31 protein-coding genes are annotated in these 24,317 nt (G+C 38.2%); 30 read left to right on the top strand and 1 reads right to left on the bottom strand.

Features of this window, described 5'->3' with window-relative positions:
- The first annotated feature begins 72 nt into the window (after positions 1-72).
- From PL9214_RS27470 to PL9214_RS27320, 30 genes are all read left to right on the top strand, one after another.
- Positions 73-969, top strand: coding sequence for a bifunctional DNA primase/polymerase (locus PL9214_RS27470; protein ID WP_072722490.1), 897 nt, complete (start codon positions 73-75; stop codon positions 967-969).
- A gap of 46 nt (positions 970-1,015) precedes the next feature.
- Complete coding sequence (locus tag PL9214_RS27465) at positions 1,016-2,338, top strand: hypothetical protein (RefSeq protein ID WP_072722489.1); 1,323 nt, start codon at positions 1,016-1,018, stop codon at positions 2,336-2,338.
- Entirely contained in the window at positions 2,328-2,972 is a 645-nt protein-coding gene (locus PL9214_RS27460; RefSeq protein WP_072722488.1) for a GIY-YIG nuclease family protein, read from the top strand. The genes PL9214_RS27465 and PL9214_RS27460 overlap by 11 nt, the downstream gene beginning before the upstream one ends.
- A 64-nt stretch (positions 2,973-3,036) precedes the next feature.
- Entirely contained in the window at positions 3,037-3,408 is a 372-nt protein-coding gene (locus tag PL9214_RS27455; protein WP_072722487.1) for a hypothetical protein, read from the top strand.
- Between the two features lie 4 nt (positions 3,409-3,412).
- The gene (locus tag PL9214_RS27450; protein WP_072722486.1) at positions 3,413-3,844 is read left to right on the top strand and encodes a hypothetical protein; all 432 of its coding nucleotides are present in this window, start codon (positions 3,413-3,415) and stop codon (positions 3,842-3,844) included.
- Positions 3,835-4,608 carry a hypothetical protein gene (locus PL9214_RS27445; protein WP_072722485.1) on the top strand — a complete coding sequence of 258 codons (774 nt, stop codon included), beginning with the start codon at positions 3,835-3,837 and terminating at the stop codon, positions 4,606-4,608. Before PL9214_RS27450 ends, PL9214_RS27445 begins: the two co-directional genes overlap by 10 nt.
- Positions 4,583-5,311 (top strand): hypothetical protein, encoded by a 729-nt coding sequence (locus tag PL9214_RS27440; RefSeq protein WP_072722484.1) that lies wholly within the window; start codon positions 4,583-4,585, stop codon positions 5,309-5,311. Before PL9214_RS27445 ends, PL9214_RS27440 begins: the two co-directional genes overlap by 26 nt.
- Positions 5,293-5,898 carry a hypothetical protein gene (locus PL9214_RS27435; protein ID WP_083580226.1) on the top strand — a complete coding sequence of 202 codons (606 nt, stop codon included), beginning with the start codon at positions 5,293-5,295 and terminating at the stop codon, positions 5,896-5,898. Before PL9214_RS27440 ends, PL9214_RS27435 begins: the two co-directional genes overlap by 19 nt.
- Positions 5,899-5,902: 4 nt before the next feature.
- Entirely contained in the window at positions 5,903-6,784 is an 882-nt protein-coding gene (locus PL9214_RS27430) for a ThiF family adenylyltransferase (protein ID WP_072722626.1), read from the top strand.
- Between the two features lie 36 nt (positions 6,785-6,820).
- Positions 6,821-7,276: a DUF1257 domain-containing protein gene (locus PL9214_RS27425; RefSeq protein WP_072722483.1), complete on the top strand. Its 456-nt coding sequence runs from the start codon at positions 6,821-6,823 to the stop codon at positions 7,274-7,276.
- Positions 7,277-7,283: 7 nt separating this feature from the next.
- Entirely contained in the window at positions 7,284-7,484 is a 201-nt protein-coding gene (locus tag PL9214_RS27420; protein ID WP_072722482.1) for a hypothetical protein, read from the top strand.
- A 91-nt stretch (positions 7,485-7,575) separates the two neighbouring features.
- A complete protein-coding gene (locus PL9214_RS27415) occupies positions 7,576-9,216 on the top strand; it encodes an AAA family ATPase (RefSeq protein WP_072722481.1) in 1,641 nt (546 codons plus the stop codon).
- A gap of 70 nt (positions 9,217-9,286) precedes the next feature.
- A complete protein-coding gene (locus PL9214_RS27410) occupies positions 9,287-9,835 on the top strand; it encodes a hypothetical protein (protein WP_072722480.1) in 549 nt (182 codons plus the stop codon).
- Between the two features lie 53 nt (positions 9,836-9,888).
- Positions 9,889-10,572 carry a PD-(D/E)XK nuclease family protein gene (locus tag PL9214_RS27405; RefSeq protein ID WP_139295182.1) on the top strand — a complete coding sequence of 228 codons (684 nt, stop codon included), beginning with the start codon at positions 9,889-9,891 and terminating at the stop codon, positions 10,570-10,572.
- Positions 10,573-10,956: 384 nt separating this feature from the next.
- Positions 10,957-11,277 (top strand): hypothetical protein, encoded by a 321-nt coding sequence (locus PL9214_RS27395; protein ID WP_072722477.1) that lies wholly within the window; start codon positions 10,957-10,959, stop codon positions 11,275-11,277.
- Positions 11,278-11,284: 7 nt separating this feature from the next.
- Complete coding sequence (locus tag PL9214_RS27390) at positions 11,285-11,863, top strand: siphovirus Gp157 family protein (protein ID WP_072722476.1); 579 nt, start codon at positions 11,285-11,287, stop codon at positions 11,861-11,863.
- A gap of 107 nt (positions 11,864-11,970) precedes the next feature.
- The gene (locus PL9214_RS27385) at positions 11,971-12,177 is read left to right on the top strand and encodes a hypothetical protein (RefSeq protein ID WP_072722475.1); all 207 of its coding nucleotides are present in this window, start codon (positions 11,971-11,973) and stop codon (positions 12,175-12,177) included.
- 50 nt (positions 12,178-12,227) lie between these two features.
- Complete coding sequence (locus tag PL9214_RS27380) at positions 12,228-12,431, top strand: hypothetical protein (RefSeq protein ID WP_072722474.1); 204 nt, start codon at positions 12,228-12,230, stop codon at positions 12,429-12,431.
- Between the two features lie 10 nt (positions 12,432-12,441).
- On the top strand, positions 12,442-12,744 hold the full coding sequence (locus PL9214_RS27375; RefSeq protein ID WP_072722473.1) for a hypothetical protein: 303 nt from the start codon (positions 12,442-12,444) through the stop codon (positions 12,742-12,744).
- A 132-nt stretch (positions 12,745-12,876) separates the two neighbouring features.
- Complete coding sequence (locus PL9214_RS27370) at positions 12,877-13,710, top strand: DUF5895 domain-containing protein (RefSeq protein WP_072722625.1); 834 nt, start codon at positions 12,877-12,879, stop codon at positions 13,708-13,710.
- Between the two features lie 73 nt (positions 13,711-13,783).
- The gene (gene dnaN / locus PL9214_RS27365; RefSeq protein ID WP_072722472.1) at positions 13,784-15,133 is read left to right on the top strand and encodes a DNA polymerase III subunit beta; all 1,350 of its coding nucleotides are present in this window, start codon (positions 13,784-13,786) and stop codon (positions 15,131-15,133) included.
- Between the two features lie 138 nt (positions 15,134-15,271).
- Positions 15,272-16,648, top strand: coding sequence for a DNA polymerase III subunit gamma/tau (gene dnaX, locus PL9214_RS27360; RefSeq protein ID WP_072722471.1), 1,377 nt, complete (start codon positions 15,272-15,274; stop codon positions 16,646-16,648).
- Between the two features lie 86 nt (positions 16,649-16,734).
- Positions 16,735-18,801 carry a DNA polymerase gene (locus tag PL9214_RS27355; RefSeq protein WP_072722470.1) on the top strand — a complete coding sequence of 689 codons (2,067 nt, stop codon included), beginning with the start codon at positions 16,735-16,737 and terminating at the stop codon, positions 18,799-18,801.
- Positions 18,802-18,906: 105 nt separating this feature from the next.
- Positions 18,907-19,866 carry a DNA polymerase III subunit delta gene (holA, locus tag PL9214_RS27350; protein WP_072722469.1) on the top strand — a complete coding sequence of 320 codons (960 nt, stop codon included), beginning with the start codon at positions 18,907-18,909 and terminating at the stop codon, positions 19,864-19,866.
- On the top strand, positions 19,833-20,873 hold the full coding sequence (locus PL9214_RS27345; RefSeq protein WP_083580225.1) for a DNA polymerase III delta subunit-related protein: 1,041 nt from the start codon (positions 19,833-19,835) through the stop codon (positions 20,871-20,873). Before holA ends, PL9214_RS27345 begins: the two co-directional genes overlap by 34 nt.
- Positions 20,874-20,900: 27 nt before the next feature.
- A complete protein-coding gene (locus PL9214_RS27340; protein WP_072722468.1) occupies positions 20,901-21,506 on the top strand; it encodes a hypothetical protein in 606 nt (201 codons plus the stop codon).
- Between the two features lie 48 nt (positions 21,507-21,554).
- Positions 21,555-21,962, top strand: coding sequence for a single-stranded DNA-binding protein (gene ssb / locus PL9214_RS27335; protein WP_072722467.1), 408 nt, complete (start codon positions 21,555-21,557; stop codon positions 21,960-21,962).
- A 104-nt stretch (positions 21,963-22,066) separates the two neighbouring features.
- On the top strand, positions 22,067-22,501 hold the full coding sequence (locus tag PL9214_RS27330; RefSeq protein ID WP_072722466.1) for a hypothetical protein: 435 nt from the start codon (positions 22,067-22,069) through the stop codon (positions 22,499-22,501).
- Between the two features lie 142 nt (positions 22,502-22,643).
- Positions 22,644-22,871 carry a hypothetical protein gene (locus tag PL9214_RS27325; protein ID WP_072722465.1) on the top strand — a complete coding sequence of 76 codons (228 nt, stop codon included), beginning with the start codon at positions 22,644-22,646 and terminating at the stop codon, positions 22,869-22,871.
- Positions 22,872-22,942: 71 nt separating this feature from the next.
- Positions 22,943-23,341: a hypothetical protein gene (locus PL9214_RS27320; protein ID WP_139295181.1), complete on the top strand. Its 399-nt coding sequence runs from the start codon at positions 22,943-22,945 to the stop codon at positions 23,339-23,341.
- 131 nt (positions 23,342-23,472) lie between these two features.
- On the opposite strand, the gene PL9214_RS27315 is transcribed toward PL9214_RS27320, so the two are convergent.
- Entirely contained in the window at positions 23,473-24,261 is a 789-nt protein-coding gene (locus tag PL9214_RS27315; RefSeq protein WP_072722463.1) for an Rpn family recombination-promoting nuclease/putative transposase, read from the bottom strand.
- Positions 24,262-24,317 lie beyond the last annotated feature (56 nt).

The following is a 24,317-nucleotide window of genomic DNA, read 5'->3' as shown; positions in this document are numbered from 1 at the left end:
TTTTTTACACAATTTTGATGGTTTTTTCAAGGCGCTGACGCGCTGTTAAGGGGATAGTTTTAATTTTTATCAATGCAGGGTTCACTGATTAAACTCATTGAAACATTAAGTCTTCTTCCCCCTCACTGGCGTATCGTTCCTGTTAATGGTAACAAACAACCATTAGGTTATTCCTGGCAACATCATTATTTCTCTCCCCAATCTCTAAAAACATCCCTGATTCACCAAGGCTCAGTCGCCGTATTCAATAAAGATAACAAATTGTACTCTGTCACTCCCAAGGGGATTGGGTTGCTCTGTGGACAAACTCAATCTGAGTTTTTAGTTGCTATTGATATTGATGGCATGAGTGCAATGGATGTTGTCGAAAAATTGTCTGCGGGTCAAGGATTACCTGCGACTGTCGCTTGGTCTTCGGGGCGGTCGGGGAGGGCGCAATATCTCTTTTCTATTCCCAGCCCAACAACAAGCTTTAAGTCTCGGAAAATCTCCACTGTCTCCGGTGAAGGATTGGAACTCAGGGGAGAGGGGCATCAATCCGTTCTCCCTCCTTCTCCCCATCCCCTTACAGGTTCTTACCACTGGCTTAATCGACCTGATACAACTGAAGTTGCGATCGCACCAGATTGGGTGATTGAGTTACTTTCCCAACCCCAACCTTCTCGAAAATATAAGAGAGTATCACCCCCAAAAATCCCCTCCGTTTCCTTCCTAAACTGCTCTATGACCGTAGAACAAGCAAAGCTGCTGTTGGAAATTATTCATCCTCGCTATGCTGACGACTATGAATCATGGATTTTCATAGGAATGTCACTGAAATATATTAGCGATTCTCTACTTCCTGATTGGGAGGAATGGAGCCAATTAAGCCATAAATATCAACCGGAAGAATGTAAATACAAATGGGAAAGTTTTCGAGGCATTGGAATTACTGAGCGCACCCTACATTACTACGCTAAATGTTCATGAACTGGTTAGCTCAGGCTTCTAACATCAACTGAATTGAACAATATTTATGTTGAATTTAAGCAAGATTTATTCAAGCTCTATTACCTCTGACTGGATTAACTTATTAATGGGAAAAACTTCAGAGCCTCAACTATCGCTTCCTAACTTTCGAGTCAGCCGCGTTTTAGCACCTGTTAAAATTCATCAAGTAACAGAGCCATTCCTCAAAGGAACATTTGTAACCAATGGAAAATACTTTGGTGTTGTCTCACAGGTTATTTCTAACTCCCATTATGCGATCCAAATTTCCTGGTGGGAATCTAATTCTGAGCAAGTCTCTGAAAAATTCTGCTACTCCTGGGATATGTTGCAGGCTTTAAAGATTAAACCGCTTGATTTATTTATTCCTCAAAAAACTCTTTTAACAATTCCAAATGGAACGTTAGTGATAACTGAAACAGGTGAGTTAATTCAGCTTTCACAAACTTTATTTTGGCTAAAAAGCGTTGATGAAGCAGGATATCATTTACTTAATCAAAATGAATCTTGGCTTTTTCCCCTTAAGGATTTCCCCGGAATCCCTTATGCTTGTCTGATTGATTTGCCCTCAAAAAATATCCTGGATGCTGCTAAAAATTTAAGTTTAACTGAGTTAAAAGTTCGGGCTAACTTGTGGCTAGCTCTCAATAGTCCCCAGAATCTTTTAGAACAACTACACTCATCCCCTAATCTTGCATCTGCTCTCAAAAAAGCTTTCATCCAAAGCAAATATTTACAAGCAGAACAGTTTTTGGGTGAAGATTTACAAACAGCATGGCAAGATGCTTTCTTATCTTACCTAGAAGAAAAAAAACGGACTGTTGGTTTATGGGGTTATCAAGTTAGTTCATCTGTTGTTCAGTCTACACTCAAATCTCGGCTTAACTCTTCCAAAGAATGCAACTATAACTATAAGTTTGGGCAAGTTATCGAGTTAAAACTTAACTCTAAAAAGCCTGTTATCATTAGATGGGAACCGGATGAAAATAACATTAGCTATGATGACCTAGAGCTTAAAAACAACTCAATTAGCCCTATTCTTCCATTCGTCAAATTATCAGAACAGGTTGGCTATCGAACCAGTGCAGATCATAAGTTTTATCAAGCAATAGTAGGGTTTTCCTCGAAAGCAGTTGCTCAATCTTGGTGGCGATCGCTCAAACAAGAACTCGGCTATCTCTCTAACTTAATGCCCAGTTACCACCCCAGTTTTAATCCAATCTCAGAATTAATGCCATCCCTCAAGTATTTCTATTGGGCTGAAAATCCTCGCCAAAAAACTCATACAGCCCGTTTGAAGCACTTAAAACAAGTAGCATCTTGGAACTTAAAAAAAGCTTATGAATTTTAAAGATAAATCTCTTCACTCTTGGTATACTACTATCCTTCGAGAGCAAGAAGATACAGCCTACTGCGATCATTTAGCAGTCAATATGCTGATAGAATTGTGTGAGATTGCTTTTCGTACCTCATCAAAACAATCCAAAAATCAGCCCCATAATTCTTCAATCATTTTAACCCGTTTAACTACCTTAGCACAGGTTCTCAACGTTTCCTCTTCTGCTATTCAACGCTCTCTAGAACTTTTAGACCAACTTCAGCTAATTTCTGTTTCTTATCCCTTTCAACCTGAAAAGTTGTTAGCTGGAGAAATTCAAATTAAAATTCAATATGAGCAGATTGCTAAATTATCAGAAGCTTCAACCTTGTCTAGTCGCAGAGGCTACATCTATGTTGTTCGTTCAGGAGTTAGTAATTTGTATAAAATTGGTCGAACAACAAACCTCAAAAAGCGACTACAAACTTTACAAACATCCTGTGCAGTCTCGTTAAATGTGGTTAAAACTCTTTTTTGTTCAGATGCGATCGCATTAGAAAAAGCTGCCCATACCAAATTTGCCCATTATCGAAAAACAGGAGAATGGTTTGCTCTCAATAATGAACAGTTAAATCAACTTTTAACTTGGCTAGACAACTGGAGATGAAACAGTTTCATCTCTCCAGTAGAATGCGCTGACGCGCTTAAGTTAAGTGAATTCAAGGTGAAAAATGTCAGATTTGGACAGTCAGTATAATTTTGAAAGTAATACAATTACCATTCACATTCAACTCTTACCTAAAACAGAATTGAACCAACCCAGAGTGGCTCTTATCGGTGTGGGAATTTCTAATTCTCCACCCATTCTTTCAAAAACAACCCTTGAGGAATTAAGGTTTCCCGATTTAATCAACTCAATGTTGGTACAATTAGAAAATGAACTTCCCCAAAGAAAAGCAATTGCACTAGAATTACTTGAGAAGCAAAAACTTGAAGAATCCCAACACAATTACCAGAAACGCTCCGTAGATTCACCCCCTCCACTTTCCTCATCAGTTTCTTCTCAATCTTCATCTCCCAAACATCAACTTACTCTCTTTTAAAACCATGCCTATCTTAATCCTTGAAGGTCAACGGATTCCTTTGTCTCCTGAACAAGCAGCAACAGATGAAACCATTATCAAAACTCTACTTCCATTCTATGCAGATGTTGCTGGAGCTACGCTAACTCGAAAGATGGTAGATGGAGAAGAACACATTGAAATTGTTAAGAAAGTTGGCACTAAGGGAAATGTAGCACTTGTTAACTCTCTCAAAGCAGCACCGGAAGCCATCAACCCTGCTTTGGCTTTAAGTTGGAAACTCAAACAACCCGAACTCCAGGGTCAATTAACGGTAGAAACTTTAATTGAAATAAGGGAAGAAATTGATGCAGCGATCGCTCAAGCAGAAATAGAAATTCACAGTACCTCAAAGACAATCTCTAATTTAATCCATTCCTCACCCCAGCCCTGTTGTTATCCAATTCTATGTTTTTAACCCCTTCATTATCAACAAATGCAATAACTTACTTGCAATCTCTCAAAGTTCCTACGCAAGTTAAGGATGGATTAGATTATTTAGAACAACTTAGGGAAAGTATTATACTGCTTTCCCTTTATAAAATCAACTTTCCTGATGACTGGAATCATTCAAAATCTCCGGTTTTAAACTTTAATTTTAATTCAGTTCATTCTCTCAGAGAATTAGAATTTTTTGATTTAGTTAATGAACGGCTTTTTCCTATATGTCAAAATGGATTTGAATTAGATGAACGGCTCTCTTTTATTCCTTTTATTCCTCAAAACTTTGATTGGTATTCACTTAGTATTGATGAATTTGAACCCATTGAACAGTTCCTAATTTGCTTATACGACTCTAGTTACCTTCAAACAAGTTGGAAGGAACATTTTGGAATTAATCCAAGTGATGTTTTAACAGTTGAACAAATTGATTGGCAGAAACTTCAATCTCTTTGCCAGACTGTACCAGAACCTTTATCCTATCTCTATGATGTGATGAGTATTATCGATCATAGTACAGGGAATATTTGGCTTGATGCCACCTTAGAAAGTAGTATTTACCTTGAATGGAACCAAGATAACATTGATATCCTAACTCAAGATTGGCAAGAAGCCCTTAAACTAAAAACGGCTTTTTGGGAGTTGAAACAATGGTTACAAACAGAAATTGCTAACCAACTCACGCTTATTAATCTTTGGAATTTAGCCCAAAAAGATGAATCTTTCTCTAACACCGCTTAATCCTCATACCCTTATTAATTCTCTCACTCATTCTCTCAATTCTCAAGTTCTTTGTACCTTAATTATTTTAGAGGGACAATACCTGATTCGATATCAAAAAGACAACCAAACTCTAACCCAGTTTATTTCCAGTGAAGCGGTCAGAAATGCTTTCTCTGAATTACCTATAGATTCAGGATTTCTTTCCCCTGGTATTGTTCGTATTGGCAGCCATCAAAAAGCACAGTGGATTGTTAAATTTATTCCCCCTTCTCGTCACAACTTACTAACGTTAGAAAATCATTCTCAATTTCAAATGATTTCGATTCCTTTACCTGGATTAGTTTTAATCGGAGTTAACCATCAATACTATTTATGGGCAATCAAATCTAAACAGTTTGATCCACAAGCTCAAGTTTACAATGCACCTTTTCCCAATATTAATCCCTTTAATGGTCGAATTTGCTTTGGAACTAATCCCGTACCAACTGCCTTGGCAACAACTATTAATGATGTATGGAATCTATTTATGAAGACTTCCTTCAATGGTGATAGCGTATCAGGAAAATCACGGAAATTTCCTCAAGATATAAGGTTGCAATGGGCAAAATTGGTTAATACAAAGCATTACCTATTGGGGGACTTAATCGCTATTTCTGATTCCAAGGATTCCAAACGAAAAGTTACTATTGCTGAAGTCATTGAATGTCTAATCAAACCATGACTACTCCACCACTAGCGAATTACTTGATCGCTCAAGATCCAACCCTTCCCCCTTTTAACGCTTTGATGTATGAGTTTATTATGGCAGGCAATGGTGTCATGCTTAGAAGTGTTCGGGAAGGATTAAATGTCATTGCTCCTTTCAAAGCTTGTACAATTCCTGGGTTAGCTTTTGTTCCTCCACAGTTTCATCTTCAATATCCTAAAGTTCCCCAAACTTTATTACAAGAAATTCTGAGACTGTCACAAAATGTAGCACCTCAAGAAATTCTATTTCATTTGTCTTGGCAAGATTCCCATTGGCAATTAACAGTTCCATTACAAACCCGTGACTTTTTAAGCGTAACTCGTTGGGAAAGTAGCTCAAATATCCTCATCGAAATTCACAGTCATCATGTTATGGAAGCTTCATTTTCTCAAATTGATAATGAAGAAGAATCCGGCTTCAAAATTTATGGAGTCCTCGGTACAATTTTTACTCAACCCACTTTGCGGTTAAGAATTGGAGTTTACCACCAACTCTTCTGGGAAATTCCAAGTCATTGGGTTTTCAATCTTCCCCCTCAAATTTCTGATGCGGTTTTCTAAAATTATGATAGATAATTCTTACTATAATGCACTTCCAATTGCCCTTGCTCCTCACAAACAAATCCAATTTATTCAAGTTGGTTGTGGAGGAACAGGCGGATTTTTAGTCCCAATGCTGGCACGACTCATCTTAGCATTGGAAAAAGGGGGAATAGCGGCTGAAGGTGTGTTTGTAGATTTTGATTCAGTAGAAGCCGTTAATGTTCCACGACAAAACTTTTGTGAAGCTGAAATTGGTTTGAATAAAGCTGATATTTTAGCCGTTCGATATAGTTTAGCTTATGGGGTTAAACTTGGAGCGATCGCAGAACAATTCTCACTTTCAATGATTCAACGTTCTTGGCAAAAACTAATTATTATCATTGGATGCGTTGATAATAGTACCGCAAGAATAGAACTCAGTCAATGTTTAGATTATGAGAGTTACTACTTCAGAGAACCCTTTCCTGAAATTTGGTGGTTAGATTGTGGAAATATGGGCCAAGGCATACCCGCCGGACAAGTCTTAATCGGTTCTACTAATAAATTTGATGCTAAAGCCGCCTTTAATGACTTTAAAAATCCCTCTTTCTGTATCCATCTTCCTTCTCCTAGTTGGCAACATCCTGAACTGCTTTTAGCACAGCCAGAGGAATTCTCTAAAAACCCCATTTCTTGTGCTGAAATCGCTCAAAGAAATGTTCAAAGTTTATTTATTAACCAACGAGTTGCTACTGAAGCCATAGAAATGTTATCCCAACTGGTATTAACCAAAACCTTACGACGATTTGCTACCTACTTTCATGCAGAAAGTGGTAGTAGTTCTCCTCGTTATACTTCCCAACAAACTTTAATCTCAAAACAGGATTCCTCTAAATACCTGATTAAGAGCGCGGATGCGCTTTAAATGGGAATAATTTACCTCCTAATGGAAAGTTAATCCATGAGCCACTTTTCAACTGTTAAAACCACTCTATCTCATCGGCAATCTCTTCTCAAAGCACTTGAAGTAATTCTCGAAAAAGTGGGAATTAATTCAGAGATTGAAAGCCATAATGTTCCGGTTCTGCTTAATAATGATTACGACAAAACCGATCAACAACAAGCTGAGGTTGTCATTCGTCGTAACTTCTTAGAAGGCTTACTAGATCTTGGCTTTCGTTGGCATCCTGAACAAAACAGTTTTGAAGCCGTTATTGATCCTTGGGATTTTGAACGCAATTTACTGGGAAAACATTTTAAAACTGTCCAAAATTTCCTAGAAGAACTGCAAATTGCTCATAATACAGCGTTCATTGATATTCACTATCCTGAACATCTCTGGACAAGAGAAACACTGATAACCGGAGATGGAACAACCACTATAACTTTGACTCAAAAAGTAGATGTTTACGCTTAAATAATTTATGTCTCAACCCATCCAAATCCAAATTACTCAAACCAAAGGGCAACCTTTAAAAGTAGAAGTTTTCCATGCCGAAGGAGAAACTTGTACGGCCATTACAGCCCCCCTAAATCAATTAGGATGTTCTCAAACTCAACTCAAATCTGAATACTTTGAACCTACCCTTTCAGTTCAAAAACCAACGGATATTCATTTAGAGTAAGTGAGAAAATTCTTTATTTTTTGACCATTAATTAGGAAGTTAAATCTGGTTATAAAATTTAACTTCCTTTTCCCTTTTAACTTCTTTATCTATGTTTGACACAGAACAACTTATTTTACTGTTCAAAGCAGGAATTGCTACGGTTACAGTGGATACACCTGCCGCTTCTGAACCTACATTGATTGAAAAAATTGCCCTAGAACTCCGAGAACGATACAGAGTTTTAATCCAATGGGATTGTGGGAACCAATTCCTTAACTTAACCCCAAGAGTTGAGAGAAATCTGATTACTAAAATTAACAAGAGTGCTACCCCAAATGTTAATCAAGAAGTTCATCCTGTTATTACTTTTATTAAACATTTGGAACGCCTTATTTCTGAAGATAATCAGCCTACTTTAATTCTCGCTAAAGATTTCCTTGAATTGGTCACTCAAGGCAATTCCCGTTCCGACTGGTTAAGACTTTCCAAAGATCTATTTTTCGGACTTAAACGTTCGCCCCATCGTTTGATACTGACTCATCATGAGTTAAATATTCCCCATTATTTTCAAGATTTAGTGTGGGAACTATCTAATCCTTTACCCACAGAATTAGAAGTTGAACAGCTTAAGATTAACAAAATTACTTTTCTATCTGCCAATGCCAGACAAAATAACATTGATTTTGAAGTCAATCTAAGTGAGCAACAACAACGACAATTGACTGGCGCTCTTCAAGGAATGACAACTGAAGGCATTGAAGATGCACTGCAACTGGTGGCAATTACCAACCGAGGCATTACACCCCAAGCGATTACCCAAATTCTGGAAATTAAAAAGCAGCATTTGGCAAGCAAAGGCGTAACTTTTGCCCCATCCCCCGATGTACCTGTGCAAGGTCTTCCTGCCATTAGTCATTGGGCGCAAATGCAACTCCCATTGCTTGATGCCACTTCCCGTGCTACTCATCATCTGGATCAACCTGCTCATATTCTTTTTATTGGTGTGTCTGGTACAGGTAAATCTTTAGCGGTTAAAGCGATCGCTGCCGAATGGGGAGTTCCTTGTTTAGTGTTAGATCTGGGAAAACTAATGAGTAAAGAACTCGGTAGTAGTGAAGCAAATCTCAGAAGTATTTTGCAACAAGCGGAAGCTTTAGCGCCCTGCTTACTGTGGATTGATGAGATGGATAAACAAGTGTCTCAACAGTCTTCTGAGAGGGACGGGGGAACATCTTCTCGGATGATAGGAACATTATTAACTTGGCTTGAAGAGAACAAAACAGATGTAATTGTTGCTGCAACAGCTAATCGTCCTTGGGGATTTTCTAAAGAAATGCTGCGCCGTTTCAAAGTCTTTTATGTAGATTTACCCAATCTTTCAACAAGAGCAGAAATTTGGCAAGTACAACTTGCTCATTATCTCATTGAATTAGATGCTCAATGGATTCAACAATTAGCAGAACGCTCTATTTCAATGACGGGTGCAGAAATCCGTAATGTAGTTAAAGAAGCTGCCACAGAAGCATTTGCTTTAGGACATCCTAGAATTGTGAGTGGCGATCGCTTGCTTAATTTAATTAACTCTAAACCTGCACAATTTCGAGGGGATACCGAAGAATTAAATGCTTTGAGAAAGTGGGCTATTAATGGCGGAGGTGAATTAGCATCTCCTGTCAGTTCGTTTAATTCATCTGAATCTTCTGATACCTCATCTAATCCCTCATCCCATCGAGATTTGTATTGGAATTAACCAGTTTTTAAAGTTAAGTGCCAGTTTTTAATCCTGGCACTTTCACAGTGATATTAGGAGAGAACCAATAATGCTAACTTGTCGCTACCGATTCAATCGAGCATCGGGAAAAGTGTATCGAGAAAGTCCCACAGGTTTAGTAGAACTTTCGGAATCGCTAGATACAATTATTCTTCATGCAACACCTGCGGTTTACGGTCAACCTTTTCCTAACTTAATGGCACAGGACTGGATTAACTTATGTTTTCTAGATCCTCAGATGAACTGGTGTTTTGCTTTACTTAATAGTGGACAATCAGATGCCTTGCGTCCTTTTCTCAATTATCAAATTCAACAAGGACAGAACCTTTTCAATCAATTAACTCGTATTACTTTAATTCCGCAAACCTCCCGCTTAGGTAGGCGTTGGTATACTTATTCATTTGAAGCGCATCCCTTACCCGTGGGAATTAATCTGCTCCAAATACTCCAAAAAAATTCTCATTTTCCTCTCATTGACCCAACCATTGATCTTAGCTTTCCTGAACCTAAATTAGATTTTTTAAACTTTACCAGTCCTCCTCCTCAACTTTCTATCCAATTAGTTGATCAACGAACTCCCTTCTTATCTTGGGATTGATTTCAATGATTTGGACTTCTACTCTAAACCCTTTTTTATTTTAGTAAACTCACATGATGTGGATAACGGCTGAAGATTTATCTCGTCTTGCTGCTTCAAACAATCTTGAGAATATGGAAGCAATAGCAGAAGCTAAAAGTCATCCAAAAGAAGAACAATTTCGTCTCCTGATGGAACAATCTTTAATGGAACTTCCTATCGCTCCTTTTCTAGCCAACACCCCTCAGTTTAAACAGTGGTTCTCTCAACTACAATTATTAGCTCCTGAAATCTGGAGTAACGAACCCAATACCTGGAAAACCTATGGACAATTGCTTCAATTTTCATATAAAAATGTCATTCTTTCTACCAAAATTGACTTACTCATTTATCGGTATCAGCAACTTGAAATTATCAATTGGGCAACTCATTGCCCTGAAGATTTAGAAAACGTCCTCACCGATTGGAAGCCTCAACTTGACTTATTCATCCTAGCCAAAACTGAGTCTTATCTGCCTTCTCAAATTCAGATGACTTATTGGTTTCTTCAAGAAGAGAATGATCCCATTAAAGTCAGCCGCTCATACAGTATGGAAGCTTATCAAGCTTTTCAAGAGCAACTCGAACAAGTTCTTTCTAAAATTTCACCCCCAGACGGGACTAATAACTTTCCTGTTGAAGATACATTGACTCAATTTTTAAGAGGAAAAATATCTATCAAGAATTATCTTGATTCCATCCCAGAAATTGAAATTTAAAAGCCATGAATTCTTCTCATTACCCCCCCTTACCTCGACAAATTGACTTAGGTTCAGGCTTCCATCTCAATGTACTTTCAGATCGAATTGCGACAATAACCGACTCCAAAGGTAACAGAAAGACAACCTACTTCGGTTTTCACACAGAAGAAGACGCCCTTCGATTTAAAATAGCAATTGAACAGCAAGGATTAGGGAGTGCTGCAATTGTCAGACCTAGCCAGAGGCTATCAAGGGTTAATTGGGAATGTAAGGTATGGGGGTGTGCTACCCACCTGATTCTGGCTCTGCTTGAACGACAATCAATAGTGGCTCTTAACTCAACAGTATTATCACAGCGCTGACGCGCCATTATCAGACACAATTGAACTACAAAATTCAATCATGAATTCATCAAATAACGACGCTAAACTACAACGGGCTACCGCAAAGCTAATTCGTTTGGTTCGACAAGCGGTTCAGCAAGCTTCACCTTCAGAGGCTTTAGCCATCTGGAAATTAGTGAAAACTCAAGAAATTCGGCGACAAGCACCTAACCTGGAAGCTAATCAACTGGACGCTATGTTGGCAATGTTAGCTAAGGATTCTGGTGCTGACATTGTAGAAGCAAGCCTAACTTTTGAAACAGCATCCCCTCCTTCCCCACCTACTTTAGACACACAAGAACCTGCATTAGCTTCATCAATAAACCGTAAAGGAAAATAGTTCAAAAATGGCAAATACATCCATTCAACCCATTTCTGAAACATTAGATGAATTGGGAGAACAGCTTGAACTGCTCAGTCAATATCTAGAATCTGAAAATCCAGAAGACAAAGCGATGGCAGAAGAAATTTATCAACAATTAGAACCTAAGTTAGAAAAGAAAATTGATGGATATGTCGCTTATATCAATCGTCTAAAAGCTAACCGAGAGTTCCGCCAACTTGAAGCCAAACGAATCTCTAGTTTAGCTAAAAATGATGAAGCCCGGATTATTTGGCTAACAGAAAAGCTATTGGGATTTATGGAACAGAGAATTGAACAACTCGGCGAACAACGAGGACGTAAACTCGAAGGACTCCTGTGTAAAGTTTCCCTTTGTCAAAATGGAGGTCAACCTCAAGTTTGGATTAATTCAGAACTTGCAGTTCAAGATTTTCCGGCTGAATATGTTCTTCAACTTCCCCAATTAAATACACAAAAGCTTAAAGAGGATGTTCTTGCTACTGAATCAGGAGAACTTTGTGATGAGCAGGGTCGTATGATTGCCAAAGTTTTGCCCAGAGGCAAACATATTCGCCTTGTTTAAGCTAACTGAAATCTTTTCTAATCAGGTTTGTCCAGGCTTTTTCTACCAGTCTGGACAACCGCTAATATTCAAAGCATTTCTTGGAGTGTTCATTTCATCTTTTAACCATGCAAGTGTTTAAACAAGTTTCCTATGTACAAATTCTGAAGGGATGGCAAACTTATGTGTTTCCGGTTTCTGGTGGTTTTTTACGCTATAAGCTGTTGACAACTTCCCAAGAATTAGAGGAAGCAAAAGAACGCTGCCATCTTGAAGGATGGAAAATAATCGATGCAACTCGACTGGTTAAACAACTCAACAAAATTAGTCGATGAAAACTTAGCGCTGACGCGCCTCTCCTGTGATCTATTGGAGCTTAAATTTAATGCTAAATTCCTCCCAAAGTTTCTTTGATTCTCTGGTTAAATCTTCCTTTTTCATTGAAAAAACAACAATCTTGCCATCACCTTTAATCGAAAGCAATGTTAAGTTAAGCGACGATGAAGTAAATGAAGATCAAGAAAAAGAGTGGTTTGAACGGTGGGATGCTTCTCACCTTGGTCACAGTGATGTAGATTTGCATTTTTAACCCTTAAGTTATGATTCATCAACAATTAATTTGTGAAGTTTCCTCAACAAGTGTAATTAATTCTTTTTCTAACTCAAGCTGTAAAAGTTTAGTAATTTCTGACTCTGAGGAGTATATAGAACTTAAATTTAATACAGACTCTCTTCAACAGCTTGCTGAAATGATTGGTTGCTTGTCTCGGCTTCATCAACTGCTCCAAGAAGAAAAAAAGCAAGAAATGATGACCCAGTTAAAATCTCTCAATTTAGCTTTTTCTCTTCCTAATTTTTCGGACATACATCAGGAAAATTCCCAAACAGAGCTTCCCTTCTAGTCTAGCAATTTTCCTCTTGGAAAAATGCACTCCGTACACAGCCCTAGTCCTTATTAATTATTTCTGGGAGAACCCGTGAAAAATAAAACGACTCAATCAGAATCAGCAAATTTTTCTAACCCTAATGAAATCATGAATAACACAGAAACTCCCGAACTCGAATTAGAACGAGATGAATTTGCTGACCCTCAGTACCTTGACCCCAATGCTCGGTTGCCACGCATTCAAGCCTTACGAGGCACCACTGCAAAACTGTGTGGTTACTTTATCCCTACCAAACAAATGGCAAAAGCAGGATGGTTGAACTTCGATGAAAAATTACTGACAACCTACACCTTTGAGGTCACAGGAATTGAGGAACAAGGACTTCTCATTCCTGCACCCCGAATGTTGGTCTGTCCTCGAACTCCGACCTTGGCTTATGACCGCAAAGCCACCAAAGAATCAAAACAAATTACGCTTTTGGGACGCTACCTACCTGAACACAAAGAGGATGAAAATATTGGGAATACTCAGTATTTTGAGGTGTTTTTAGTTGATGAAAACAATCAGCCCTTGCATCAAGTTCCCCTATCCTACCGAGCTAGTGGTGCAAACCAAGCTACTTTTGCCACCCATTGGCAAGAATTTATTGATGAAATGACGGCTTGCCATGCTATCACCAACCGCATGGCGGCTCGGGGTAAAAATAATCTCTTTAAATGCTTGTGTGTATTTTGCTTCACAACAGCACGAGAACTCGCTGGTACGAAACAGAAAAGCCCTGCTTGTAAAGTCATTTCTCATGAAGTTCCTACCCTTGAAACCTGGAAGCAGTATTTTGTTGGATTTAACAAAGAAAACAAACAAAAAGTTTGGGAAGCCTTGCAACCTGCTCAACCTTTACTAATTCCAGAACACCAAGCTAACCCCAATACTCGGCATCAACTTCCCTCAGCATCCTCAGTTCAACATCCCGATTATTAAACACTCCATTTCTTTATCCATCCTTCATGAGTTGGGTGGATAATGTCCCCTCATTAATTACTTCAAAATTACCATGAAATTTTCCTGTCCTGCTAAACAACTCACGACAGCCCTTAATACTGTCATGGGAGCAATACCCACTAAGCCTAATCATCCAATTTTGGCTCATGTTCTTCTGTTAGCAACTCCTCAAACAATAGAAGTTCGAGCGTTTGACCTCAGCTTAGGTATCACTGCCCAATTTAATGCTCCTGTTGAAGTTGAGGGAGCTTTGACTCTCCCTGCTAAACATTTACTGAATCTGATTGCTAGTTTACCGAAAGACGAAGAACTATCTGTTGAGATGGAACTTAATCAAACTGAAGCGATATTAACCAGTGCAGGTAAACGTTATACATTCCGAGGCTTCAAAGCTTCTCAATTTCCTCAGTTACCCACAGAGTTCCCCTTAACAGTCCCAGCAATCCGATTAACTGCTACTGTTCTAGCTCGTGGTTTAAAAACCACTTTATTTGCAGCAACAACCGATGAGATGAAGCCAGTTTTAAGTGGTATTAGATTAACTGTAGAAGCAGACAAAGTAGAGTTCGCCGCCACCAATGGAAAAGTCCTTGCCGTTGTTCAAGATTCTATCCCAACTCATGAAAATCAACAACAATCCGAAACCACTAAAAAACACAAAACTAAACGCAAATCCCTTCCTTCTGCCTCAAGCCAATGGGGAATTACAATCCCCAAAACTGCTTTGAAAGAACTGCAAAAACTCTTAGGAAATCCCACAGATAACTTAACCGATTCTGAAGTGCTACTGCATTTTAATGAAAGCCAAATTCTATTTACCAGTGCTACCTTTAGTTTAGTTTGTCGGGCTTTAACAGGGGATTATCCTGATTATACTCAATTGATTCCTAAACAATGGAGTCATGAAGTTACGGTTAGTTCTCATCAACTTTTAGCAGCCGTTACTCGTCTAGCTACTTTCGATAAGCATAAAATTATTCGCTTAGTTCTTAATCCGACTGAGCAAGTGATCTCTTTATATGGACAAGGACAAGACATTGGTTCAGGGGCAGAATCTCTACCTGCTTTAATTCAAGGTGAGGGTTTGGAAATTGGTTTCGATGCTGATGTTTTGATTCCAGCCCTCAAAGCGATTCCAACTTCTGAGGTACGCTTTTCATTCAATAAAGCCAATACTCCAGCCACACTCAACACAGTTGCTAACTCTCTTGGAACTGCAACAGTTTTGGTGATGCCTGTAGAATTGTGGAGTACAGAACCCCCTTCACTTTCATCGACTTCACAAGCTTTAACAGTATCTTCTGATGAATTTCAATCCATAGATACAGAACCAGAAGAAGCTTCAGAATCTGAGACTGATTCAGAAGATTCTCAACTAGAACTTGCTGCACTCCCCATGTAAAACTTTCCTTAATTTCATACCCCCATAAACTCAATCAATGCAAAATAGAAAATTAAACAATACCCCATTTAGGGTGCTATAATTGCTTTTTAATTTGGGCTTTATGGGGTTTTATTAACTTTAGCTTATTTGCAAACAATGTATCAGCCTTTTCATCAAAAATATCGCCCCCAATGTTTTGCTGATTTAGTCGGTCAAGAAGCAATTGCAACTGCTTTAAGCAATGGAATTAATTTAGGACGCATTGCTCATGCCTATTTGTTCACAGGGCCAAGAGGAACAGGAAAAACATCTTCGGCTCGAATTCTTGCCAAATCTCTCAACTGTCTTAATCATCCAAACCCTACCAGTTCTCCTTGTGGTCAATGTGCCTCTTGTCAAGGCATTACGAGCAGCATTGCCTTAGATGTTTTAGAACTTGATGCTGCTAGCAATAATGGTGTTGAACAAATTCGAGAAATTTGTACAGGGGCGCATTTAACTCCCGTACAAGCTCGCTACAAAATTTATGTCATTGATGAAGTACATGGATTAAGTGGTGCTGCGACTCAAGCTTTATTGAAAACTCTTGAGAAACCTCCCCATAATGTAGTCTTTGTTCTCTGTACGACTGAACCCCAAAAACTCCCGAATACCATTATTTCTCGTTGCCAACGCTATAATTTTCAGCGTATTTCTATTGATGCAATGGTTAACCATTTAAACCAAATTGCCCAATTAGAAGGCTTAGAAATGGATTCACAGGCAAGCCATTTAGTGGCTCAGTTAGCAACTGGAGGATTGCGAGATGCCCTATCCTTATTAGAACAACTAAGCTTGTTAGAATCGGTAATTACTTCTCAATTGGTATGGGAATTAGTGGGTGCAGTGCCACAGCAGGAATTACTATCTTTGGTTGAAGCGATCGCATTGGACTCCGAATCAGATACAATTAATCAAGTACAAACTTTGCTCAACTTTGGAAAAGAACCGTTGGTTATTCTTCAGAATTTAACTCAATTCTATACTCTCTTATTAATCGCTCAAACTAGAAAAATTCCTAGGGAGTTGTCAACAACTGAAGTTGAGCTAGAACAGTTGCAAAAACTGGCAAAGTCTTTGGGTCGCAATGGAATTTTAGCCAGCATTCAACACTTGAGAACTTGCGAATCTCAAATCAAATTTTCGACCCAATCTTGGCTATGGCTTGAGGTGGCTGTATTAGGATTATTACCCAGTTCTCAACCCACCTACTCCCCTGTTAATACACATAGCATCACCTCACCTCCGGCTTCCTTTTCAGGTGTTACAGTTCCTCCTCAACAGGTTTGGCAAACTGTACTGGCTAAAGTTCCACCCTCTTTGAAAGTGCTATTATCTCAACACTGTGCTTTAGCAAGTTTCTGTGAAGATAGCGCAACAATCCAAGTCAATAGCACTGCTTTAAAAGCTAGAGTAGATCACCAACGTGCTACTATAGAATCAGCATTTGCGATGGCAACACAGCGAACAATTAAAGTTTCCGTTTTGGCTTAGTTTTTTAGGGAGAAGTTTATTTCCATTCAAAATTGATTAAGATTTTCTAGCTTCTCCTTTCTTCACCATCTTTCGAGGTTTAAACAATGCACTATCAATATACTTTGTTCTTGCAACCCGAAGAAGAACTTTTACCTCAAATTGTTTTACTTGATCATCCTCAATTTATTCCCCTATTAAAACAATGGGAAAACTCCACTCAATTTGGGTTTGATATTGAGACTTTTTCCTCCTCAGCAGAACCTAACGGTGCTTTATTTCCCAATCAAGGAGAAATCCGCATTCTTTCTTTAGCTATTCCAACTTTTGATGGTATCAAAGTTTTAGTCATTGATTTGGGATTTGATTCCCAACAAAGGAATGAGATTAAACAACAGTTATCTCAATTGGGATTTTGGGAAGTTTTTCAGGAAAGATTAGCTAACCCTAAAGTAGAAGTTGTGGGTCATGCCTTAGAATTTGAGCAACAATGGATGCTCGTCAAATATGGTTATAAAATTCGGGGAATCCAAGATACAAAGTTGATGAGCCAAATCTATTGGGCAGGTCTTGATCCTTGGTTAGATAAAATTAACAATAAACCTCACTCCTTAGCTTCTGTATGTTGGAGGCTCGGCATTACAATTGATAAAACCCAGCAAACATCTGATTGGGGGTGGGGTGATAAAAGTGGTGGAAAATTAAGTCATAATCAACTCAATTATGCGGCTTACGATGCTGAAGTTGTTCTGCACGTTCAGGCGCGACTTGAACCCTTATTAAAAGAAATTGGAGTTTGGAGTTCTTATCTAGCAGAATGTAGTGCTTCTCCCGCTTTTGCACAAATGACTCATCGAGGAATGCCTGTGAATGAGGAGGTTTTAATCGATGTCATTAACCAGTATGAAAGTGCTTATCAAGATTTAATGGAGAAATTGAGAACGACATTTCCTGAAGCAGTTCTTCATCTTTATTCAACTAAAGAGTTACCCAAACTCATTAATAACCAATTTCAGCTTAAAATTTCTCAAGCAAATGCTGATACTTTAAGCCAATATTGGCAAATCCCAGAATTAAGGTTAATTTCAGTGATTAAAACCACAAAAACTTACCTGGATTATCTGTACAATCTTCAAGAAGTATTAACAGAGGGATATGTTAGAGGAAGTTATACCCTAATTAATAGTGCTGCTTTTGGACGCAGCAGTTGCCAGAATCCCAACCTACAAAATCCCCCTAATCCTAGCAACTTACCCTCTGAACTTACTGCTTATAATTTGCCCCCGATTCGTTCTGTTTTTGTTGCTCACCCCCAAACTCAATTAATTATTGCTGACTTATCTAAAGCTCATACCCGAATTGCCTGTGAAGCATCAGGAGATCAAGAATTAATCGAACGATTTCACTCAGAAAGTCAAGAAATTTTCTGTTCAATTGCTGCTAAAATTGCTCAAATCCAAGGATTAGGGAAAGATTGGACAGAAGAAAATATCCAACTCTGGGTTAAAGATAAATCCCACTTGAATCACAAAACGGCTGCAATGTTGCGCTCTATCAGTAAAACCATTCATTATGGTTGCTTAAATCTACAAGGCTATAAAACATTTCAAAAAACTATCCGAACGGGAGGCAATATTAATTTAACTGATGAAGAAGCTAAAACGAGTCAATTAGGTTGGAAAAAAACCTATGCAGGTGTTGCTAATTTTTGTCAAAAAATTATTCAACAAGCTAACAGCACTTTGCCTCCTGTTTTAGGAATTGAAGAGATTAAAAGCCGCACCAAATTTGGCTTAGGCTATGTCCGTTGTTTAACGGGACGAGGCGTATTTCTGCCTAAATATCCTCAGAAGTTCAGTCAACAGAAAAGCCTTAGTGTAAAAGGGCCTGATGCAACAGCAGCCTATTGGACAATGGCAGAAGCCGATATTATTAAGAACGCTCTGGGTGAGCTTATAACTGTCTTAGATCAGCATCCCCATTGGCAAGCTCATATTGGCAATATGGCTCATGATGAAATTGATGGCATTGTTAGCACTAATCAAGCTCTAATGTTTGCAACAGCAATTCAAAATGCTATGAGAAATGCCATGAGCCAATTTATTAAGAGTATCCCTGTGGATGAGGGAGAAGAACCGAGTCGTTTGATTTATGACTCTTGGGCAGAAAAGTAGTTGCTAATTCAGTTATCACTTATCAGTTATAAGCTGAAATTTTTTCGCTGAATCAGAAGTAATTTTTAGTTTAATTACTGATTTTTATCAAGGGAGGATTTTACCATGCCAGTTTATCTGTACTGGGGAAATGATGATTATCTGATAGAGCGTCAGGTTAATCAATTACGCAAAAGCATTGTTCATCCCGACTGGGAAGCTTTCAATTTTTTCAGTTATCCGTTTAGTGCAGATCACTTCAAAGTTGCTCTTAATGATATCCGCACTGTACCCGTTGGGACTGGTGGACGCTTAGTGATTCTTTCCAACTGCACTGAATTAAAAACAATTAATAACGCACTGTTAGAACAGTTTAAGCACATTTTGAACAATCTACCGACAAGCAATCATTTATTATTTACTTGTCTAATTCCATTAGATCAACGGCTTAAATTTACTAAACTACTTTGCCAATATGCTACAGTTCAAGAGTTCTCTTTAATTCCCTCTTGGAATACCCAAAAGCTAACAGAACAGGTTAAGAATGCTGCATCCAGTATGGAGATTTCTTTATCCCATGCTGCTGCTACACTCTTAACATCCTCTGTGGGAAATAATACTCGCCTATTATACCAGGAATTAGAGAAACTTTCGTTAGTGACAGTAGACAAATTCATTGATATTCACACTGTAGAAACTTGGGTTAGTATTACAACAACAAATACCTTCCAACTTGCTCAAGCTATCTGTGTAAAAGATGCCAACAAAGCAACACAGGTTTTTACAACGCTTCTGAATCATAATGAACCGATTCTTAAGATTATTGCGGCTTTAACCAGCCTATTTCGCACTTGGTTAGCTGTTAAAATCATGATTGATGAAGGTGAAACGGATTCTCGTGCTATTGCTGCTGTTGCGGGAGTGAGTAATCCGAATCGAGTTTATCACCTCAAACAAGAAGTTGCTTCTATTTCTTTAACTCGGCTACAACACATTCTGACTCAATTACTAGACTTAGAAATTCTTGCTAAAACCCATGAGGATGCCACACTATGTACGAGCCAAATCATCAATCTTTGTCATTGATTAACTTTCCCAAATTTTCACCTTTTTCTGAAATATCTAATCTCAATAGTATTAAAAGTCAATCAATCCCCACTCAACTCCTCCAAAAAGCAATTGCAATTAATCAAGTTACTACTGCATTTCTATTTACTGGCTCTAATGATTTGGAAAAGCGACAAATCCTCAAGTATTTTCTCCCCCTGTTGCTACATCATTGTCAGAGTTCAGAAGCCGTAGAAAATTGCAGGTCTCTAATCGAGGTAGGAAATCACCCTGATATTTTATGGATAGAACCGAGTTACCTTCATCAAGGCAATTTGATCTTAAAGAGTAGTGCTTGCCAAGAACAACTAACATTTAAACACTCTCCTCAAATTCGCATTGAGCAAATTCGAGAAATCAATCAATTTTTAGCTTATCCTCCCTTGACAGCTTCTATTAAAATTATCATCATTGAAGATGCAGAATTGATGAATAATAATGCGGCTCAGGGGTTACTCAAAAGGCTTGAAGAACCCGGAAAAGCTACGTTTATTTTATTGACTTCTCATGCTGAACTTCTCCTACCTACAATCTGTTCACGCTGTCAAATTATCCCGTTTAAAAGTTTAAGCTTATCAGAGATGAGCGAAATCTTGCAGATGAATGGATTTTCTCAAATTTGTGAACACCCTGATATTCTCCAAATGGCACAAGGCAGTCTAAATCAGGCTTTTGAGATTTGGGATGCAATCATTAAAATTCAACAAATTGACTCAACTTTACTGCAACTGTCTTTCTTTAATCAAAAACTGTCTCAGCTTCTTCTGGCTGCTAAACTGATTAGCCAATCCTTAGATTATTCATCCCAAAAGTGCCTATTAAGTTATTGGCAATATCAATTTTGGAGGACTCAGCGTAATCGGAAAAAAATTGAGATTTTGGAGTCTGCTAAACAAACACTTCATCGCGCTTCTAATCAGTTAGTTTGGGAAGTTTGCTTATTGAAATTAGCCGAGCAATCAAGAAAGGCTGATGCCTTTCTATAAAGATAAGTATCGGTTGAAGATAAAACGATGAACCATTCTACCATTTTACCTACTCAGAAAGTTTCTCTAAGTGACCTCAATGTTTTAGCTTTTCAACTTAGAGAAGCCGGAGCTAAGTTTCGCTCTACCATTCATAAGCAAGAAGCCACAATTGTTTTCTCGGCTTTACCAACACCTGCTTTATCCATTTTAGAAACTATTGGGAAAAATCAGGAAGCTACTAACAGAGATGAAGAATCTCTACTGGCTGGAGAAGGTTCTCAATCAACACAGGAAAAGAGTTTAAAACTGGATAATGAAGAAACAACTGTTATTAATACCGTTGAACTGGATCAGCAAGATCACCTGATAAATTTAAAAGATGATCAAACGTTGGAATCCATCAAGGAATCTGTTGAGCCTACTTTAGAACCTTCTTCAAACCCTAATCAGATAACTGATCTTTTAGCAACGGAAAAACAATTGTTGAAATTGAGTAAAACCAAACTCAAAAAGTTAGCACATCAATATAATATTGAAGGTCGAAGCAAGTTAGATCATCATCAATTAGTGAGTGCTTTAGCGAATCGAGTTCCACTCAAAAACTTATCAGGCATTAAGAACACAACTGATTATCAACTTCCTAAAAATTGATTAAGGCGCTGTCGCGCTATTTTCAAGAGATTTCAAGAGGAAAACAGTATGTCAGATAACTTCAATGTTATTAACTTAGTTGGTCGTGTAGGTCAACAACCAGAAACTCAATACTTCGAGAGCGGTGCTGTTTTAACTAAGCTGTCTCTTGCTGTTAATCGACGCAGTAATAAAAAAGACAGCGAGCCGGATTGGTTTGCGCTGGAAATTTGGGGAAATATTGCTGAAGTAGCTGCTAATTATACAGATAAAGGCAGTTTAATTGGAATTCAAGGAGAACTCAAACTGGATGAATGGATTGAACAAACTACGGGTCAACAAAGAGTTAAACCTGTAATTCGAGTCCATAATTTAGAATTACTAGGATCTAATCCCAACTCCAATTCCCGCACTCATACCTCCGATAATTCTGACACTACCGCTTCAATTTCCGACAAGGATACCAGTGACTTTTAAAATGTCGGACTTAAAAAAATCTCTCGGAACTTTTTAGGATTTCGGGAGATTTTTGAATCAGCAAGCTTTTGTTAATCATTAACTTAAACTAGGAGAAATAAACCATGAATAATGTACAATTGAGAGTCCGAATTAATTCTCTGCAAACCAACCATACTCAAGACGGTACTTTAACCATTTCTGGAGATTCTTCCTTTAAGTATTACGACCGAGGTGGATTTAAAGTTCGTTCCTTACGATTTCAAGCTTATGGGGAAGCCGCCGTTACACTTAATCAGGGCGGAGTGGGTGCAGTTCATGTTTTATCAGGACGGCTGAGTATTTTTAAGCCTAATGATAGCCATCCCAATCATCAAATGTTGCTTACCGTAGAAAGAACTGTAATTGTGGGTGAGTCTACCGATTTTCAATCCACTTCTGCTAGTGCTGAGGTTCCTGCTTCTGAGTCGGTTCCCACAGTTACTAATACTCAGTCTGTTCCTATTCCTACTACTAGCAACGGCAAAGCCACAGCAGATTACAGCGCTATTCCCTTTTAGTTAACTCATCATTAATTTTAGCATTAACTTAGCCAGCAGGAATAACCTGTTGGTTTTTTTTTCTGGGTTTCTTATGGTTTCTTAGCCGTTGATTAAAAAGGCTCTGACGAGCAAGTTGCAGTAATGAATTGAGAGAAATTGAATGATTACTGTTACCGTTTCTCATAATGCTGCTAATGTCGTTGGCTCTTTATCTCAACGAGCTATCAAGACGTTACAACAAGCTGAATTTTCTGTTGTCAGACAGGAAGCTTCTTATGGGTTTACAGGTAGTTTAACAATCCCCTTATTTCCTCAGATTGGTTTAACTTGGAAGGGGGTTAAAAACTGTTTAGAAATGGCAGGTTATCAAGTCAACATTATTTGCTAATCGTTCTCGGTTATCCTGGCTCATTCAACAACAGCCAGGATATTTTTTTGATTTGAAAGGTGCAACATACAATGATGTACAATCAACGGTTAAAAGTTGTTATTAGCGGTTCTCGAAGTTTGAAACGGCTTCCACCAGAGGCAATTGCAACAATTCAACGGATAATTCAGCTTAATGCTATTATCTTAATTGGGGATTGTTATGGGACAGATTTTTTAGTACAAACTTACCTAAAACAAGCGGATTATCATCAAGTTAAAGTTTTTCATATTGGTAAGTCTCCTAGAAACAATGCAGGGTTTGCTACTGTACAAATCAAAGGTTCTTACAGTGAACGCGATCGCATTATGTGTTCACAGGCAGATTTTGGTTTAGCTATTATTCAAAATAATTCCCCAGGAACTCTCAAAAATATTCAACGAATGCCCCATCGAGTAAAGGTTATTAGAGTTCCTGTTAATTTCTCTTAAATTTAAGGAAGTCTTACTAATGCTAGGTAGACTTCCTTAAATTTAAAAGAAATTATTGAACTAACAATTATGCTTAACACAATAACCATTAATTCTTGTCCATTCCCTATTGCCCATTCCCCATTTCCCATTTATAAAGACTGAATCTCCTCCAAACTTAATCCCGTTAATTCAACAATTTGCTCTATATTAAAGCCCTTTCGTAATAAATTTAAAGCAAATTCTTGGAGTGCTTCCCGTTTTCCTTCAGCTTTCCCTTCAATTTTGCCTTGTAATTTTCCTTCTAGTTTTCCTTCTTCCAGAATTTCTTGATAAATCACTGAATTTCGCATAACATCACTCCGTAAAATTCTTTTCACTGTGTCTTGATTTAAAACCAAACCTGCCAAAATAGCTGAAGCAGCCGTAAGATTACTTTGAACTTGTTGATCCGTAATTTCCTCAATCACTTCAGCAACTTGAGTTAATATCATTGTTGGATCATCCGTCTGACTCAATACCGCAAAGGGTAACAATCCTGTTACATTCAAAAATCGTTCAGGGGGTTGTTCCCAAAGACGAATCACCTCAAACTGATGAAACGTATTTTCTAAGCGAAAACTATTTTCCTGAACTAAAGGAGAATTGGTTTGATCCAAATAAATCACCACCTGCCGCATGACCTTATTGGGGAAACGGCGATAAACCCTTACTCGATAATCTAGCATCCGAAAGGGAATTTTTGCATCAGGTTCGGTTTGAAATTCTGTGTGCAAAACCAAATCATCCGATTGCAGTAAGATTAAAGAATCAGCCCGAATGGGTTCCAAAGATAACTCTTGAGGACTCAACTCAGTCAACCTTACTGGAGAACCCAATAACCAACTCGCTAAATCTTCAGAAAAATTTTCTGCAAGGAACTTGCAAATACTATCAAACACCCCAGATTATCCCTCCAAAATTACTTGACCCATTCGTTTTAAAATCCTCCCCATTA

This window comes from Planktothrix tepida PCC 9214 (assembly GCF_900009145.1).
GTDB lineage: Bacteria > Cyanobacteriota > Cyanobacteriia > Cyanobacteriales > Microcoleaceae > Planktothrix > Planktothrix tepida.
This window is presented reverse-complemented; position numbering and strand designations above follow the sequence as displayed.

Bases quoted from the DNA above. Each gene is read 5' to 3' on its own strand.
- PL9214_RS27470 (WP_072722490.1), top strand. From the start codon at position 73: ATGCAGGGTTCACTGATTAAACTCATTGAAACATTAAGTCTTCTTCCC.
- PL9214_RS27465 (WP_072722489.1), top strand. From the start codon at position 1,016: ATGTTGAATTTAAGCAAGATTTATTCAAGCTCTATTACCTCTGACTGG.
- PL9214_RS27460 (WP_072722488.1), top strand. From the start codon at position 2,328: ATGAATTTTAAAGATAAATCTCTTCACTCTTGGTATACTACTATCCTT.
- PL9214_RS27455 (WP_072722487.1), top strand. From the start codon at position 3,037: ATGTCAGATTTGGACAGTCAGTATAATTTTGAAAGTAATACAATTACC.
- PL9214_RS27450 (WP_072722486.1), top strand. From the start codon at position 3,413: ATGCCTATCTTAATCCTTGAAGGTCAACGGATTCCTTTGTCTCCTGAA.
- PL9214_RS27445 (WP_072722485.1), top strand. From the start codon at position 3,835: ATGTTTTTAACCCCTTCATTATCAACAAATGCAATAACTTACTTGCAA.
- PL9214_RS27440 (WP_072722484.1), top strand. From the start codon at position 4,583: ATGAATCTTTCTCTAACACCGCTTAATCCTCATACCCTTATTAATTCT.
- PL9214_RS27435 (WP_083580226.1), top strand. From the start codon at position 5,293: ATGTCTAATCAAACCATGACTACTCCACCACTAGCGAATTACTTGATC.
- PL9214_RS27430 (WP_072722626.1), top strand. From the start codon at position 5,903: ATGATAGATAATTCTTACTATAATGCACTTCCAATTGCCCTTGCTCCT.
- PL9214_RS27425 (WP_072722483.1), top strand. From the start codon at position 6,821: ATGAGCCACTTTTCAACTGTTAAAACCACTCTATCTCATCGGCAATCT.
- PL9214_RS27420 (WP_072722482.1), top strand. From the start codon at position 7,284: ATGTCTCAACCCATCCAAATCCAAATTACTCAAACCAAAGGGCAACCT.
- PL9214_RS27415 (WP_072722481.1), top strand. From the start codon at position 7,576: ATGTTTGACACAGAACAACTTATTTTACTGTTCAAAGCAGGAATTGCT.
- PL9214_RS27410 (WP_072722480.1), top strand. From the start codon at position 9,287: ATGCTAACTTGTCGCTACCGATTCAATCGAGCATCGGGAAAAGTGTAT.
- PL9214_RS27405 (WP_139295182.1), top strand. From the start codon at position 9,889: ATGATGTGGATAACGGCTGAAGATTTATCTCGTCTTGCTGCTTCAAAC.
- PL9214_RS27395 (WP_072722477.1), top strand. From the start codon at position 10,957: ATGAATTCATCAAATAACGACGCTAAACTACAACGGGCTACCGCAAAG.
- PL9214_RS27390 (WP_072722476.1), top strand. From the start codon at position 11,285: ATGGCAAATACATCCATTCAACCCATTTCTGAAACATTAGATGAATTG.
- PL9214_RS27385 (WP_072722475.1), top strand. From the start codon at position 11,971: ATGCAAGTGTTTAAACAAGTTTCCTATGTACAAATTCTGAAGGGATGG.
- PL9214_RS27380 (WP_072722474.1), top strand. From the start codon at position 12,228: ATGCTAAATTCCTCCCAAAGTTTCTTTGATTCTCTGGTTAAATCTTCC.
- PL9214_RS27375 (WP_072722473.1), top strand. From the start codon at position 12,442: ATGATTCATCAACAATTAATTTGTGAAGTTTCCTCAACAAGTGTAATT.
- PL9214_RS27370 (WP_072722625.1), top strand. From the start codon at position 12,877: ATGAATAACACAGAAACTCCCGAACTCGAATTAGAACGAGATGAATTT.
- dnaN (WP_072722472.1), top strand. From the start codon at position 13,784: ATGAAATTTTCCTGTCCTGCTAAACAACTCACGACAGCCCTTAATACT.
- dnaX (WP_072722471.1), top strand. From the start codon at position 15,272: ATGTATCAGCCTTTTCATCAAAAATATCGCCCCCAATGTTTTGCTGAT.
- PL9214_RS27355 (WP_072722470.1), top strand. From the start codon at position 16,735: ATGCACTATCAATATACTTTGTTCTTGCAACCCGAAGAAGAACTTTTA.
- holA (WP_072722469.1), top strand. From the start codon at position 18,907: ATGCCAGTTTATCTGTACTGGGGAAATGATGATTATCTGATAGAGCGT.
- PL9214_RS27345 (WP_083580225.1), top strand. From the start codon at position 19,833: ATGTACGAGCCAAATCATCAATCTTTGTCATTGATTAACTTTCCCAAA.
- PL9214_RS27340 (WP_072722468.1), top strand. From the start codon at position 20,901: ATGAACCATTCTACCATTTTACCTACTCAGAAAGTTTCTCTAAGTGAC.
- ssb (WP_072722467.1), top strand. From the start codon at position 21,555: ATGTCAGATAACTTCAATGTTATTAACTTAGTTGGTCGTGTAGGTCAA.
- PL9214_RS27330 (WP_072722466.1), top strand. From the start codon at position 22,067: ATGAATAATGTACAATTGAGAGTCCGAATTAATTCTCTGCAAACCAAC.
- PL9214_RS27325 (WP_072722465.1), top strand. From the start codon at position 22,644: ATGATTACTGTTACCGTTTCTCATAATGCTGCTAATGTCGTTGGCTCT.
- PL9214_RS27320 (WP_139295181.1), top strand. From the start codon at position 22,943: ATGATGTACAATCAACGGTTAAAAGTTGTTATTAGCGGTTCTCGAAGT.